Annotated in this window: 16 protein-coding genes; 5 read left to right on the top strand and 11 right to left on the bottom strand. The window is 74.1% G+C overall.

The window, feature by feature from the left end; genetic code table 11:
- Positions 1–45 precede the first annotated feature (45 nt).
- From FB476_RS02195 to FB476_RS02155, 9 genes are all read right to left on the bottom strand, one after another.
- Positions 46–357, bottom strand: a complete 312-nt coding sequence (locus FB476_RS02195; RefSeq protein ID WP_141817331.1) for a glutaredoxin family protein — start codon at positions 355–357, stop codon at positions 46–48.
- 120 nt (positions 358–477) lie between these two features.
- Positions 478–576, bottom strand: a complete 99-nt coding sequence (locus FB476_RS02190; protein ID WP_003792170.1) for a 30S ribosomal protein bS22 — start codon at positions 574–576, stop codon at positions 478–480.
- A gap of 231 nt (positions 577–807) precedes the next feature.
- Complete coding sequence (locus FB476_RS02185) at positions 808–1008, bottom strand: helix-turn-helix domain-containing protein (RefSeq protein ID WP_022920885.1); 201 nt, start codon at positions 1006–1008, stop codon at positions 808–810.
- Between the two features lie 220 nt (positions 1009–1228).
- A complete protein-coding gene (locus FB476_RS02180) occupies positions 1229–2416 on the bottom strand; it encodes an acetoin utilization protein AcuC (protein ID WP_141817330.1) in 1188 nt (395 codons plus the stop codon).
- A gap of 91 nt (positions 2417–2507) precedes the next feature.
- Positions 2508–3047, bottom strand: a complete 540-nt coding sequence (locus tag FB476_RS02175; RefSeq protein ID WP_141817329.1) for a GNAT family N-acetyltransferase — start codon at positions 3045–3047, stop codon at positions 2508–2510.
- Positions 3048–3139: 92 nt separating this feature from the next.
- Positions 3140–3943: a pyrroline-5-carboxylate reductase gene (gene proC / locus FB476_RS02170; RefSeq protein WP_141817328.1), complete on the bottom strand. Its 804-nt coding sequence runs from the start codon at positions 3941–3943 to the stop codon at positions 3140–3142.
- Between the two features lie 5 nt (positions 3944–3948).
- On the bottom strand, positions 3949–4914 hold the full coding sequence (locus tag FB476_RS02165) for a proline dehydrogenase family protein (protein ID WP_141817327.1): 966 nt from the start codon (positions 4912–4914) through the stop codon (positions 3949–3951).
- A 78-nt stretch (positions 4915–4992) separates the two neighbouring features.
- Positions 4993–5811 (bottom strand): sugar phosphate isomerase/epimerase family protein, encoded by an 819-nt coding sequence (locus FB476_RS02160; RefSeq protein ID WP_141817326.1) that lies wholly within the window; start codon positions 5809–5811, stop codon positions 4993–4995.
- Positions 5808–6734, bottom strand: a complete 927-nt coding sequence (locus tag FB476_RS02155; protein ID WP_141817325.1) for a Ppx/GppA family phosphatase — start codon at positions 6732–6734, stop codon at positions 5808–5810. Before FB476_RS02155 ends, FB476_RS02160 begins: the two co-directional genes overlap by 4 nt.
- 31 nt (positions 6735–6765) lie before the next feature.
- Between FB476_RS02155 and FB476_RS02150 the strand changes: the two genes are divergently transcribed.
- From FB476_RS02150 to FB476_RS02135, 4 genes are all read left to right on the top strand, one after another.
- Positions 6766–7578, top strand: a complete 813-nt coding sequence (locus FB476_RS02150; RefSeq protein WP_141817324.1) for a DUF3109 family protein — start codon at positions 6766–6768, stop codon at positions 7576–7578.
- A gap of 72 nt (positions 7579–7650) precedes the next feature.
- Positions 7651–9054: a DNA repair protein RadA gene (radA, locus tag FB476_RS02145; RefSeq protein ID WP_141817323.1), complete on the top strand. Its 1404-nt coding sequence runs from the start codon at positions 7651–7653 to the stop codon at positions 9052–9054.
- Positions 9055–9182: 128 nt separating this feature from the next.
- On the top strand, positions 9183–10241 hold the full coding sequence (disA, locus tag FB476_RS02140) for a DNA integrity scanning diadenylate cyclase DisA (protein ID WP_141819741.1): 1059 nt from the start codon (positions 9183–9185) through the stop codon (positions 10239–10241).
- Positions 10241–11128, top strand: coding sequence for an HhH-GPD family protein (locus FB476_RS02135; RefSeq protein WP_141817322.1), 888 nt, complete (start codon positions 10241–10243; stop codon positions 11126–11128). Before disA ends, FB476_RS02135 begins: the two co-directional genes overlap by 1 nt.
- A gap of 45 nt (positions 11129–11173) precedes the next feature.
- Here FB476_RS02135 and FB476_RS02130 read toward each other — a convergent pair whose 3' ends face one another.
- Both FB476_RS02130 and FB476_RS02125 read right to left on the bottom strand, forming a co-directional pair.
- Positions 11174–12277 (bottom strand): lipid II:glycine glycyltransferase FemX, encoded by a 1104-nt coding sequence (locus FB476_RS02130; RefSeq protein WP_141817321.1) that lies wholly within the window; start codon positions 12275–12277, stop codon positions 11174–11176.
- A 19-nt stretch (positions 12278–12296) separates the two neighbouring features.
- Complete coding sequence (locus tag FB476_RS02125; RefSeq protein WP_170233500.1) at positions 12297–13484, bottom strand: DegT/DnrJ/EryC1/StrS family aminotransferase; 1188 nt, start codon at positions 13482–13484, stop codon at positions 12297–12299.
- Between the two features lie 63 nt (positions 13485–13547).
- Here FB476_RS02125 and FB476_RS02120 point away from each other — a divergent pair, with 63 nt between their 5' ends.
- On the top strand, positions 13548–14594 hold the full coding sequence (locus tag FB476_RS02120) for a lipid II:glycine glycyltransferase FemX (RefSeq protein WP_141817319.1): 1047 nt from the start codon (positions 13548–13550) through the stop codon (positions 14592–14594).
- Position 14595 lies beyond the last annotated feature (1 nt).

Here is a 14595-nt window from a genome sequence, read left to right as displayed (position 1 = left end):
GACCTCGGTCACCAGTTGACGCAGCGTCCGCCCGGACGCCGGGCGTCACCTCCGCAGGGCCTCGCGGACCTCGTCCGCGGACACCCGCCAGCGGGCGACCTCGCGGCCGTCGACGAGCAGCACCGGGACCTGCGTCGTCCACCGCTGCAGGGCCTGCGGGTCCTCCCGGCCGAGCTCGTCCAGGTCGAGGACGCGCAGCCGTCCGGCGCGCGCCCCGCGGGCGGGCGAGGCGAGCACGCCGGCGACCACCTGCTCCATCTCGGAGCACAGGTGGCAGCCCCGCCGGGACACGACGACGACGTCGGCCTCGGGGACGTCCCGCCGGGACGCTCCGCGCAGCCGGGACAGCCACGTCATACCCGCTCCTTCGTGGGAGCCTGCGCACCGACCCGGACCCGCCCCCACGGGTCCCGGACGCGCCGAAGGCGCCGATCCCCGGTCGGGTCGGCGCCTTCCGCGGTGCTCCGGCTCAGCCGGTCACTTCTTGTTGCGACGCTGGTGACGCGTCTTGCGCAGCAGCTTGCGGTGCTTCTTCTTGGCCATCCGCTTGCGGCGCTTCTTGATCACAGAGCCCATGGGCTGCCCTTCGTCTCGTTGGTCGTGGTCGTGCTCAGGCGTCGTGCAGGCGCACGGTGACCGCGCTGGACGGATCACCTGCGGGTGGCCCGGGGGCGCTCTCCGCGGCATCGCTGCCACGCCTCTCGAGCACGACGAACCCGCCAAGACTAGCGCGGTCGCGCGTCGTCGCCCAAACGGAAGCAGGTCGTCCGTGGCCGGCCCTCACGGGCTGGGCCGCCCCGGGGCCGGTCAGGCAGTGCCGTGGTAGGACTCGTCGAGGTAGTCGTGCACGGCCTTCTCGGGGACCCTGAACGACCGGCCGACACGGACGGCCGGAAGCTCGCCGGAGTGCACCAGGCGGTACACGGTCATCTTGGACACGCGCATCACCGCGGCCACCTCGGCCACGGTCATGAACGTCATCTCGGCGAGCTGGCGCTCTTCTGCCATAGGACGCATCCCGTCTCTCGTTGCGCTGGAGACGGTCGCGGCTTCCCCTCCGGCCCGTCTCCACCTTCTGTTGTCGGGGCAACACTAGGGGCAGTTGGGGTGTTTGCGAAAGCGGTGACGACGAATTGTCCAGCGCGACACGCGGAACGGGACGAGCTGGACGGGTGGGACGGATGTGGTTCCTGTGCCGTACGGCCCCGCATCGCCCCTGCTCAGACACCTAGTCGAGGTAGGGGTCGAGCCCCCATCCCGGGAAGATGGCGCGGCGGGTGGCCATGATCGCCGAGTCCACGGGGTCCTCGGGCTGGTAGCCGTCGGCCCAGTCGCCGTAGCGGATGGGGCGGCCGTCACGGTCGCCCATGAGCTCGGGCCCCGCACGGCCGTAGGTGCGCAGCACGTGGTCGAGCCACTCCTGCGGCACGGGCGTGGCCGGGTCGACCGGCCGACCGGTCGCGACACCGATGAGGTGGGTCCAGGCGCGGGGCACGACGTCGACGAGCTCGTAGCCACCGCCCCCGAGGGCGACCCAGCGACCGCCCGCGACGTCCTCGGCCAGGTCGCGGACCCAGGCGTAGGTGGTGGCCATCGCCTCCATGGACACGCTCAGGTGGGCCAGCGGGTCGGAGTAGTGGCAGTCGCAGCCGTGCTGGCTCACGACCACGTCGGGGCCGAAGGTGCGGGCGATCGTGGGGACCACGGCCTGGTAGGCGCGCAGCCACCCCTCGTCACCGGTGCCGGGCGGCAGCGCCACGTTGACGGCGGAGTCGGCCGCGCGAGGGCCCCCGGTGTCGCCCGGGAAGCCGGTGCCGGGGAAGAGGGCGCGGCCGGTCTCGTGCAGGGAGACCGTCATGACGCGCTCCTCGTCCCAGAAGGCGCGCTCCACCCCGTCGCCGTGGTGGACGTCCAGGTCGAGGTAGAGCACCTTGCGGGCGCCGAGCTCGAGGAGCCGGTGGATCGCCACGGCGGCGTCGTTGTAGACGCAGAACCCGCTGGCGGAGGTGGGCATCGCGTGGTGCAGGCCGCCACCGATGTTGACCGCGTGGCGGGCGCGGCCCGCCCACACCGCCTCGGCGGCCACGAGCGTGCCGCCGACCGCCAGCGCCGAGGCCTCGTGCATGCCCCGGAAGGCGGGGGTGTCCTCGGTGCCCACGCCGTGCCGGCCGGTGGCCGCGGCGGGATCGGCGGAGGCGGCCTTCACGGCCTCGATCATCTCCGGGCTGTGGACCGTGAGCAGCTGCTCGTCGGTCGCGGGCTCCACCGGACGGACCTCGACGTCGTCGTGGTCGAGCAGCCCCAGGGCGTCGGCCAGCCGGTGCGTGAGGTCCAGACGCGAGGGGTGCATGGGGTGCCCCGGCCCGAAGTCGTAGGCCGTGTAGCGCTCGTCCCACATCACCCAGGTGGCGGTCATGAGGCCACGGTATCCGTGCGACGGCCTGTCGTGGACAGGGGTCCGGCCCCGCGGGCGCTGCCTGCGGGGCCGGGAAGGTCGTGCCCGACGGTCAGAGGGAGGTCGGGACGCCGCCGGTGTCGGTCAACGGGTAGACCATCATCATCTCCTCGCCGTCGGCGTCCTCCTCGTCGACGCCGCGGATGCGCATCGGGCGGCGGTCGTCGGTCGGGCGGAAGCCGAAGCTCGAGGCGAACGCCACGGCGCGGCCGTTGTCGGTGCCCACCCAGTAGACGAGTTGCTTGAGGCCCACCTCACGGCCGACCTTGGCGGCCTTCTCCATGAGCTTGCGGGCCACGCCGGTGCCGCGGCGGGGCGGGTCGACCCAGAGACCGAAGAGCTCACCGGCGCCCGGGATGCCGGTGCGGTGGCCGGTGCCCACGCTCACGACGCCGACGACCTCGTCGCCGTCCAGCGCCAGCACCCGACGGGACCGCTTCATGCGCTCCTGCCAGACCTCGTCCGCGAAGGCCTCCTCCTCCTCGGCCGAGGCGACGAAGGCTTCCGGTGATTCACGCAGGGCCCTGAGGCGGACGTCCCGGTAGGTGGCCCACTCGTCCTGGTCGAGGACGCGCACGTGAATCTCGCTCATGCCCCTACTCTGTCACACGGGCGGGAACCGTTGCGAGGCACTCTCGGGCGATCATGGCGACGGCGTCGGGTCGCCCCGGGGTGGTCCTCCGGTCAGTCCGAGGGCGGGGTCAGCTGGCGCGAACGCGTCGCGGCGGCCTCCATCGCGGTGAGGAAGGCGGCCCGCACCTTGTGGTCCTCCAGCGCGCGCAGCGCCGAGACGCTCGTGCCACCGGGGCTGGAGACCTGCTCGCGCAGGACGGTGGGATGGGCCCCGGTCTCGCGGATCATCGTGGCGGCGCCGTAGAGCGTCTGGACGACCAGCTCGGTGGCGGTGTCGCGCGGCAGCCCCAGCAGGACGCCGGCCTCGATCATCGCCTCGACCACGTAGAAGATGTAGGCCGGGCCGCTGCCGCTGATCGCGGTCACGGCGTCCTGGTGGGACTCGTCGAGGACGATGACCCGCCCGACGCTGGCCATCAGGGTGCGCGCCTGCTCGAGCTGCTCGGGGGTGCAGTGGCTGCCCGGGCTCATGCCCGACATGCCCTGGTCGACCAGCGCGGGGGTGTTGGGCATGACCCGCACGACGGAGGTGCCCTCGGGCAGGCGCCGCTCCAGCCAGTCGGTGGTGATCGCGGCCGCGATCGAGACCACCAGCGTCCCGGGCCGGACGTGGTCGTGGATCTGCTCGATGAGCTCGGCCATGTCCTGCGGCTTCACCGCGAGCACGACGACGTCGGCCGCGGCCACGGCGTCCGGCGCGGAGGCGGCACGGGCGCCGTGCTGGTCGGCGACCTGCCCGGCCCGCTCGGGCGACTTGTCGGCCACCACGAGGTCGGCGGGGTCGTGGCCGGAGCGCGCGAGGGCGGCCAGCAGCGTGCTGCCCATGACCCCTGCGCCCAGGAGCGCGATCGTCATACCGCTCATCCCTTGGTCGCCAGGCCGCGGAGGAAGAAGCCGAGGTTGGCCGGGCGCTCGGCCATCCGGCGCATGAGGTAGCCGTACCACTCGTCGCCGTAGGGCACGTAGACGCGCATCTTCGCGCCGATGGCGGCCAGCCGCAGCTGCTCCTCGGGGCGGATGCCCAGCAGCATCTGGAACTCGAAGGAGTCCGCGTCGCGGTCGGCCTTGTCGGCCAGCACGGTGGCGATCTCGACCAGACGGGGGTCGTGGGTGGCCACCATCGGGTAGCCGTCGCCCTCCATGAGGATCTTGAGGCAGCGCACGTAGGACTTGTCGACGTCGGTCTTGTCCTGGAAGGCGACCGACTCGGGCTCCTTGTAGGTGCCCTTGCAGAGACGCACGCGCGAGCCTTCGGTGGCGAGGTCGCGGCAGTCCTGCTCGGTCCGGTAGAGGTAGCTCTGGAGCACGGCGCCGACCCACGGCCAGTCCTGGCGCAGGTCGTGCAGCACCGACAGCGTCAGGTCGGTGGTGGTGTGGTCCTCCATGTCGAGGGTGACCGTGGTGCCGACGTTGGCCGCCGCCTGGCAGATGGCGCGGGCGTTGTCGAGGGCGATCTTGTTGCCGTCGCGCCCGAGGGCCTGGCCGAGGGCGCTGAGCTTGAGGCTGACCTCGACGGTGCCGTCCTGGGTCAGGCCGGCCTCGGCCATCCGGGCGAGGATCTCGAGGTAGGCGTCCCGGGTGTGCTCGGCCATCTGGGGGTCGACGGTGTCCTCGCCCAGGTAGTCGACGGTGACCAGGCGGTGGGTGTCGACCAGCTCGGTGGCCACGCGCAGGGCCTCCTCGGTGGTGGCGCCGCCCACGAAGCGGTGCACCACGTCACGGCTGAACGGCGCCTTCTCGATGACCTGCCGCAGCTGGTCGTTTCGGCTCATCCCGAGCAGGGTCTGCCGCATGAGGGCGGACGGGTTGAGGTCGGCAAGATCCATGGGGGCAAGGCTACGCCGGTCCGGTCCGCGGCCCGCGACCGAGACGGTCGCGCGTGCCCGACCGTCCCCGGGGCCGGCTCAGACGCGTGAGCGGGCGCCCGGGCGGTCGTGCTGGCCCAGGTGCTCGCGGGCGAAGGCCAGCGACTCGGCGAGCGCCTCCTCCCGGTCGTCGGTGCGCATCTTGCGCGTGCCGACCTCGAGGGTGACGACGCCGCCGAAGTTGCTCCGCACGAGGTGCTGGAGCACCTCCGCGCAGGGCTGGCTGCCGCGGCCGGGCACGAGGTGCTCGTCCATGAACGAGCCGAAGGAGTCGCCCAGGTGCACGTGCGTGACGCGGTCGCCGAGGTCCTCCGCCAGCTGCACGGCGTCGACGCCCGCGGTCGCGGCGTGGGAGATGTCGAGCGTGACCGAGGTGTAGGGGAAGTCGCGGGGGTCGGGCCCGGGCAGGTAGGCCTGCATGGCCCGGGCGCCGGAGCGCCACGGGAACATGTTCTCGACCGCGAGCGGGATGCCCCAGCGGGCCTGCCGCTCGGCGACGCCCTCGACGAAGCCCTCCGCGTAGCCGCGCTGCCACCGGAACGGCGGGTGGACGACGACGCACTGCGCGCCCACCTCCCCGGCGAGGTCGAGCGCACGCTCGATCTTGCCCCACGGGTCCCACCCCCAGAGCCGCTGGGCGAGCAGCAGGGTGGGGGCGTGGATGGCGCCGATCTGCAGCTCGTGCAGCTCGGCGAGCGCCTTGAGCGCACCGGCCTCCTGGGTGACCGGGTCGGTCCACACCATGACCTCGACGCCGTCGTAGCCGAGGCGCTGGGCGAGGTCGAAGCAGTAGGCGGCGTTCTCGGGGTAGACCGAGGACGAGGAGAGGTGCACCGGGATGGAAGTGCTGTCTGTCATTCGGGTAGTCCGTCCAGGAAACGCAGGATGAGGCCCTCCCGGAGGGCCCACGGGCAGATGGTGAGAGTGTCCACCCCGAGGAGGTCGAGCGCAGCCTCGACGACGACGGCCCCGGCCAGCAGCTGCGGAGCGCGCGCCTCCGAGACCCCCGGAAGGTCCGCCCGCTCAGCCGCACCCATGCGTGACAGGCGGGGCACGAGGTCGGTCAGGTCCTCCCGGCTCAGGGTGCGGGGCGCATAGGGCCCCTCGGCCCGCGGGGCCGCGCCGCAGATGCGGGCCAGCGAGCGGATCGTCTTGCTGGTGCCGACCGCCAGCTGCGGCTCCCCGGCGCGGGCCAGCGTGGGCTGGACGGTCGCGATCTCGGAGCGGACCCGGCGGCGCAGGTCCTTGAGCTGGGCCGCGTCCGGCGGGTCGCCGCGCAGCTCGCGCGTGAGACGGCCGGCGCCCAGCGGCAGGGACACCGCCACGTCGGGCTCCTCGTCCAGGCCCACCGCCATCTCCAGGGAGCCGCCGCCGATGTCGACCAGGAGCAGGCGCCCGGCCGACCAGCCGAACCAGCGGCGGGCGGCGAGGAAGGTCACCCGCGCCTCGTCGTCGCCGGGCAGCACCTGCAGGTCGACCCCGGAACGGGAGGCCACCTGGGCCAGGACCTCCTCGGTGTTGCCCGCGTCGCGGATCGCGCTGGTCGCGAAGCCCATGAGCTCGGCCACCCCGCGGCTCTCCGCGACCTCCGTGCAGTCGGTGACGAAGCGGGCGAGGATGTCGGCACCCTCGGACGAGATGTCGCCCTCCGGGGTCAGGTGCTCGGCGAGCCGGAGCGTCACGCTGTGTGAGTAGTCAGGCCGCGGGTGGGCGCCCGGGTGCGCGTCGACCACCAGCAGGTGCACGGTGTTGGAGCCGACGTCGATCACACCGAGGCGCATGTCATCAAGTATCCCACCTACGCTGGCGCCCGTGACCGAGACGCCGCTCGACATCCCCCGGGCCTGGGCCGAGGTGGTCGACCCCGCCGAGCCCGGCCAGCGGCTGCGCCTGGACCTGACCTGGCTGACCTCGCGCTGGCGGTGCATCTTCGGTGCCGGGTGCCCGGGGATCGACGCCGCCGAGCCCGACGCGGGCTGCTGCGTCCTGGGGGCGCACTTCACCGACGACGACGACGTGGAGCGGGTCGCGGCCGTCGTCGAGCGCCTCGGGCCGGACGAGTGGCAGCAGCACGACGAGGGGCGGGCCGAGGGGTGGATCGTGGAGCTCGAGGACGACGACGCGGAGAGCGGCACGGCCCGGGCCACGCGGGTCGTCGACGGGGCCTGCATCTTCCTCAACCGCCCGGGCTTCCCGGCCGGGGAGGGCTGCGCCCTGCACCGCCACGCGCTCGCCGAGGGCCTCGAGCCGCTCACGACCAAGCCCGACGTCTGCTGGCAGCTGCCGCTGCGGCGCACCTACCGCGACGTCGAGCTGCCCGACGGCACCTCCTACCTCGAGGTGACGATCACCGAGTACGACCGCCGCGCCTGGGGCCCCGGCGGGCACGACCTCGACTGGTACTGCACCGGCGCGCCCGAGGCCCACACCGGGGCCGAGCCGGTCTACCTCTCGATGCGCGCCGAGCTCGTCGAGCTCCTCGGGCCGCAGGGGTATGCCGTGCTGGTGCGGCTCTGCGAGGAGCACCTGGCCGCGGTCGCGGCGCTGACGGGCGGTGCCGGGCCGGGCGGCCGGCCGCTGCTGCCGCTGCTCGTGCACCCGGCCACGCGCGCGGCGGGCGGCTAGACCTCCTTCGGCCCGCCCCTCCCCCCGCGGACCCGGTCCCCGCTGTCGGTGGCACGGCATACCCTCGGGGCCGTGGCGAAGAACGGGAGCAGACCGGCCTACCGGTGCAGCGAGTGCGGCTGGACGACCGTCAAGTGGGTCGGCCGCTGCGGCGAGTGCCAGGCGTGGGGCACGGTCGAGGAGGTCGGTGGGGCGTCCGCGGTGCGCACCAGCGCCGTGTCCCCCGCGCGCCCCGCGGTGCCGATCGGCGAGGTCGACGCCCAGACCGCCCGCGCCCGCTCCACCGGGGTGGCCGAGTTCGACCGGGTGCTGGGCGGCGGCATCGTCCCCGGCGCGGTCGTGCTCATGGCCGGCGAGCCGGGCATCGGCAAGTCCACGCTGGCCCTCGACGTGGCGGCGCGCGCGGCCCGCACCGGCCGGTCGGTCCTCTACGTCTCGGGCGAGGAGTCGGCGGCCCAGGTCAAGCTGCGGGCCGAGCGGATCGGCGCGGTGGCGGACACCCTCTACCTCGCGTCCGAGACCGACCTCGGCACCGTGCTGGGCCAGATCGAGCAGACCGGTCCCGACCTGCTCGTCGTCGACTCCGTGCAGACCATCGCCTCGGCCGACGTCGAGGGCGCCCCCGGCAACGTCGGCCAGGTGCGCGAGGTCGCCGGGGCGCTCATCCAGGCCGCCAAGTCGCGCAGCACCGCCGCGATCCTCATCGGCCACGTCACCAAGGACGGCGCGATCGCCGGGCCGCGGGTGCTCGAGCACCTGGTCGACGTCGTCGTGCAGTTCGAGGGCGAGCGCCACTCGCGGCTGCGGCTGGTGCGGGCGGTGAAGAACCGCTTCGGCCCGACCGACGAGGTCGGCTGCTTCGACCTCGGCGACTCCGGCATCAACGGGCTGGCCGACCCCAGCGGGCTCTTCCTCACCAGCCGCGACCGGCCGGTGCCGGGCACCTGCGTGACGGTGACCCTGGAGGGGCGTCGCCCGCTCGTGGCCGAGCTGCAGGCGCTCGTGACGCAGTCCTCCGCCGGCTCGGCCCGGCGGACGACGAGCGGGCTCGACTCCTCCCGGCTGGCCATGGTGCTCGCGGTGCTCGGCCAGCGCGCCGGGGTGCCGGTGGCCGACCAGGACTGCTACGCCTCCACCGTCGGCGGGGTGCGGCTGACCGAGCCGGCCGCCGACCTGGCGCTCGCCCTCGCCCTGACGAGCGCCCGCGCGGGCGTGGCCCTGCGGACGGGCACGATCGCCGTCGGCGAGGTGGGGCTGGCCGGTGACCTGCGGCCCGTGACGGGGCTGCCGCGCCGGCTCGCCGAGGCCGCCCGGATCGGCTTCACCGAAGCGATCGTGCCCAGCGGCTCCCTGAGCGAGGGCGCGCCCCCGAGGGGCATGCGGGTGCACGAGGTGCCGACCCTTGCCGACGCCGTCCTGGTCGTGGTGCAGGCCACCGAGGCCCGCGGCGCCGCGCCCGTGGTCACGAACGCGTAAAGATCTCCGGGAGGCCGTGGGGCTCCCCGCCTCGTCCCCTACGATCACCCCCAAGGGAACTAGGCGGGCCGTCGACGGCCGCCGGGAGGAAGGCCGGAACTCACGTGGTCGAACGCTCCGACGAGGAGATGCTGCGCGGCACGCTGGCCGCTGTGGCTCCCGGCACCGACCTCCACGACGGGCTCGAACGCATCCTGCGCGGGCGCACCGGCGCCCTCGTCGTCCTGGGCAGCGACCGCACGGTCGAGTCGATCTGCACCGGCGGCTTCGAGCTCGACGTCGAGTTCTCCGCCACCCGGCTGCGCGAGCTGGCCAAGATGGACGGCGCCATCGTCCTCAACCGCGAGGGCACCCGCATCCTGCGGGCCGCGACCCAGCTGGTGCCCGACCCCACGATCGAGACCGTCGAGAGCGGCACCCGGCACCGCACCGCCGAGCGCGTGGCCAAGCAGACCGGTATGCCGGTGATCTCGGTGAGCCAGTCGATGGCGATCATCGCCGTCTACGTCCGCTCGATCCGCCACGTCCTCCAGCCGCGCACCCAGGTGCTGGCCCAGGCCAACCAGGCGCTGCAGACGCTGGAGCGCTACCGCGCCCGCCTCGACGAGGTCACCTCCTCGCTGTCCGCCCTCGAGATCGAGGACCTGGTCACCATCCGCGAGGTCGCCGCCGTCCTGCAGCGCCTCGAGATGGTGCGCCGGATCAGCGGCGAGATCGAGCAGTACGTCGTCGAGCTCGGCGTCGACGGACGCCTGGTCAACCTGCAGCTCGAGGAGCTCACCGGCGGCATCGGCCGCGACCGCGAGCTCGTCATCCGCGACTACGCGGCGGCGGCCGACGCGACCCGCGACCCCGCCGATGTCCTCGACTCCCTGGCGGCCCTCGACGGAGCCGAGCTGCTCGACCTCGGCGCGGTCGCCCGCTGCCTGGGCATCACGGTCATCGGCGACGGCATGGACCACCACAGCCTCACCCCCTCGGGCTACCGGCTGCTGCACCGCATCCCCCGCCTGCCGGGGGCGATCGTCGACCGGCTCGTCGAGCACTTCGGCAACTTCCAGGCGCTCCTGTCGGCCGGGCTCGACGAGCTCATGGAGGTCGACGGCGTCGGCGAGGCCCGTGCCAAGGCGGTCCGCGAGGGCCTGTCGCGGCTCGCCGAGTCCTCGATCCTGGAGCGCTACTCCTAGTGCGGCCCGCCCCGACGGCCGGGGTGCTGCACGAGCTCGTGCTGCCCTGGTACGCCGAGCAGCAGCGCGACCTCCCCTGGCGCCGCCCCGACCGCTCCCCGTGGGGCGTGCTCGTCTCCGAGGTGATGCTCCAGCAGACCCCGGTCGCGCGCGTGCTGCCCGTCTGGGAGCGCTGGATGGAGCTGTGGCCCGCCCCCGCCGACCTCGCCGCAGCCTCCCCCGGCGACGCCGTCCGCGAGTGGGGCCGCCTGGGCTACCCGCGCCGGGCGCTGCGGCTGCACGCCGCGGCCACCGCGATCCGCGACCTCCACGGCGGCGCGGTCCCCGACGCGGAGGAGACGCTGCGCACCCTGCCGGGCGTCGGCGACTACACCGCGGCCGCCGTCGCCGCCTTCGCCTTCGGCCGCCGCGCCACCGTCGTCGACACGAACGTGCGCCGGGTCCACGCCCGGGCCGTCACCGGTGCGGCGCTCCCCGCACCCTCGCTCACCCGGGCCGAGGTGGCGCTCGCGACCTCGCTGCTGCCGGACGACGACGCGGAGGCGGCGGTCTGGCACGTCGCGGTCATGGAGCTCGGCGCACTGGTCTGCACCGCGCGGGCCCCGCGCTGCGGCGCGTGCCCGGTGGCGACGGTCTGCGCCTGGCGCCTGGCCGGCTCCCCCGCCCACGACGGCCCGCCGCGTCGGGGGCAGCGCTGGGAGGGCACCGACCGGCAGTGCCGCGGGCGGATGGTGCAGCTGCTGCGCGAGGCTCCGGGACCGGTCGAGGGCGAGCGGCTGCGGGCGGTCTGGCCCGACGAGGCGCAGCGCGACCGCTGCCTGGACGCCCTCGTGGCCGACGGACTGGTCGAGCCCCTCGAGGGCGACCGCTACCGGCTGCCGGTCTAGCTCTCCTGGCGCGTCCCGGTCGGCCTCCCGGCGGGCGGCGGCCGGTCAGCCCTCCTGGGAGGAGCGGCGCTTGCGCAGCCGCGAGAGGCGACCGGCGACGTCGCGGCGGGCGCGCTGGACGCGGGGCACGAGCCGCGCGAGCACGGCATACAGGGCCTGGTTGTGGACCACATCCACCTCGCCGATGAACTCCGTCGCCCCGCCGTCGGCCTTGCAGAAGGCCTTCTTGAAGAGGTAGAGCCCGTCGGAGTTGTCGAGCTCGAAGACGCCGCCCATGTCGTAGGACTCGGCGCCGCGCTCCAGCCCCCACACCATGAGCTCGTGGTTCATGACCTGGTTGGGCGCCAGGTTGCGCTTGAGGTCGTTGGAGCCGGCGTAGAGGTAGTAGAGCTTGCCCTCGTAGTCGACCGTGACCGACGCCGCCAGCACGTCGTCCTCGTGGCGGGCCAGCGTGACCCGCATCCGGTCGCCGAAGGCCTCGCGCATCCGGTGGAAGTAGGGCAGCTGCCGCGCCGTGATCTCGTTGCGTCGCGCCATGTAGGAGTAGATCTCGTGGAAGGTGCGCAGGCCCTGCTCGGTGTCGTCCGCGTAGGTGACGACCCCCTTCTTGCGACCGGTGCGCACCCGGTTGCGGGCCTTGCCGTCGTACTTGGCGAGCAGCGCCTCCTCCTCGAGCTGGGCGCCGTCGGCGTCCCGCAGCGAGACGATCATGCAGTAGCGCGGCTGGACGAGGTCGTCCTTGCCGGCGCCGACGTTCTTGACGACCCAGCCGGGCTGGTCGCGCAGCCAGCGGTCGAGCTCGGGGGTGAAAGGCACCTCCGGGTCGAACTTCGTCATCACGGCCCGGTGCCTGCGCACGAGCGGGCGCGCCTCCTCGAGCAGGCGGTGGACCATCGCGGGGTCGGACCAGTCGACGAGCGGCCCGCGCGGGGCGTAGAGCACCGAGAAGCCCCCGGGGAGCCGGCGGACGAGCAGCGTCATGGCGGCGACGATCTGCCCGCCCTCCTCGACGTAGACGGCCTCCTGGCCCCAGTCGTCCTTGACGATGCCCCACCGCAGGTCCTGGGTGATGGACCGGTGCGGGTGGCTGCGCACGAACGCGCTGTAGCGGTCGACGGCGGCGGGGTCGGCGAGGTCGAGGACGGGCACGGTCGTTACCGTACCCGGCTCACAGGCAGCCCCGGACCACGTCGACGGCCCGCTGCGCGGCCTCCGCAGTGACGAAGGTCGCGGTCTGCAGGTTGAGCACGCGGGCCGCCGCGTCCTCGGCCACCGGGCTGGTCCCCGGCTCGTAGGCGAAGTCGCGCGGGTCGCGCGCGCCGGGGAAGAGCACCGGGCGGTACCACCGGCCCGGCACCAGGCCCTGCGCCTGCAGCGCGGCGAAGGCCGCCTCGGCCCGGCCGGGGGTCGAGAGCAGCATCGGGTAGCGCACCAGCGTCAGGGCGGGGTCGTCGAGCAGACGCGGCACGGTGACCTCCGCGACGCCCGCCAGCCCCGACCGGTAGATCGCGGCCGTCCGCCGGCGGTGCTCGGCGATCCGCTCCAGATCGGGCAGGGCGCGCGCCACGTCGCGCAGGGCGGCCCGGGCGAGCGCGGTCGGCTCGCCCGCCACCCGTCCGGCCCGCTCCGACGGCATGATCGCGAGGTCGACGAGGCCGAGGTTGGCGGCGACGTCGAGCGCCCGGGCGCCGGGACCGCCGAGCCGGCCGGCGACCCGCCGGGCGGGCATGCCGGCCGTGCGCGCGAAGCCTTCGCGGCGACCGGGGGCGGGCAGGCCCGCGAGCGCCGCGACGAGCACGGCGTGCCGGTCGGTGCCGCGCAGGGCGGGATTGACCCAGACCGCCCCGCCGGAGCGGGTCGGCAGCATCTTCTCCACACCGAAGCTGTGGACGGAGACGTCGGCCGCGGGCACGCCGTCGGCGTCGCGACCCAGCTCGCCCAGGCAGTGCGCCGAGTCCTCGACGAGGAGCGCACCCTCGGGCGTGAGGTCGCGCAGCCGGGCCACGCGGGCGGCCCGTCCGAAGGTGTGCTGGGCGATGACGGCCCGCGTGCGGTCGGACAGCGCCGCGTGGACGCTGGCCGGGTCGAGGGCCATCGTGTCGGGGTCGAGGTCGGCGTAGCGCGGCCGCAGCCCGGCGGTGACGATCGGGGCGACCGCGGTGGCGCAGGTGAACGGCTGGGTCACGACCTCGCCGGGACCGGCGTGGCGGGCCACCGCGCGGAGCACCACGAGCAGCGCGTGCCGCGCCTTGCTCACGAGGAACCAGTCGTCGGCGTCGGTGCCGGAGACCCGGGCGAGGGCGCCGCGGACGGCGGCGTCCTCGGAGGTCGGGGTCCCGGAAGGAGGTGCGCTCACGGCTCCCGAGTCTAGGCGTCGGTCCAGTTGGGGGGCCGGGTGACTGACCGTAAGGTGAGCGCCATGGCCCTGACGTTCGTGACCTCGCCCACCTCCGAGGAGTGGGACGACCGCATCGCCGCGACCCCCGCCGGCGGCAACATCTTCCAGAGCCACGAGCTCGGCGAGGTCAAGCGGATGGCCCGCTGGGTGCCGCGCTACGCCGAGGCCGAGGGGGTGGCGATGACGATCCACGAGAAGTCCGCCCCGGGCTTCGGCAAGGTCTGGTACGTCCCCAAGGGCCCGTGCGTCGACGCCGTCGACCAGCTGGCTCCCCTGCTGCCGCACCTGCGCGAGAGCGCCCGCGCCGAGGGCGTGCTCTTCGTGCGCATGGAGCCCGAGATCGTCGAGACCGAGGACAACCTCGCCGCCCTGCGCGGCCTGGGTCTGGTCGCCTCCACGGCGGTCCAGCCGCACACCTCCACGGTCGTCTTCCCGCTCCCCGAGGACGAGGACGGGCTGCTCCCGGCCTATCCCTCGAAGACGCGCAACATGGTGCGCCGCGCGATGCGCGACGGCGTGACGATCGAGCGCGCCCCGGACGCCCCGGAGACCTACGAGACCATGTGGGAGCTGTGGCAGGACGTCGTGCGCGACCAGGGGCTGGGCGTGCGCAGCAAGGACTACCACGTCAACAACTGGCGGATCCTGGCGCGCGGCGGCCACGCGCAGGTGCTCATCGCCCGCACCGCCGACGGCACGCCGGTGGCCTCGGCGCTGGTCAGCTGCATCGGCGACCACGCGGAATACAAGGAGGGCGCCAGCCTGCGCGACCGCCCGGTCCCCGGCGCCAGCCAGCTCGTGCAGTACGAGGGCATGCGCTGGGCGCTCGAGCGCGGCGCCCGCACCTACGACCTCGTCGGTGTGCCCCACTCCAGCCAGCTCGACGACACCAGCCACCCCCGGCACGGGATCGGCAAGTTCAAGCGCGGGTTCACCAAGGAGGTCACCGACTGGGTGGGCGCCTGGGACCTCGTGCTGCGCCCCCGCCGGTATGCCGTGTGGCAGCGGGTCGGCGAGCGCGTCGTCGGCCGGATCCAGCGCCGGGAGCCGGGCGACGCCTTCTGGTGAG

Source organism: Ornithinimicrobium humiphilum (genome assembly GCF_006716885.1).
Taxonomy (GTDB): Bacteria; Actinomycetota; Actinomycetes; order Actinomycetales; family Dermatophilaceae; genus Ornithinicoccus; species Ornithinicoccus humiphilus.
Note: the sequence above shows the minus strand (reverse complement) of the source record. Positions and strands in the feature narration are given on the sequence as shown.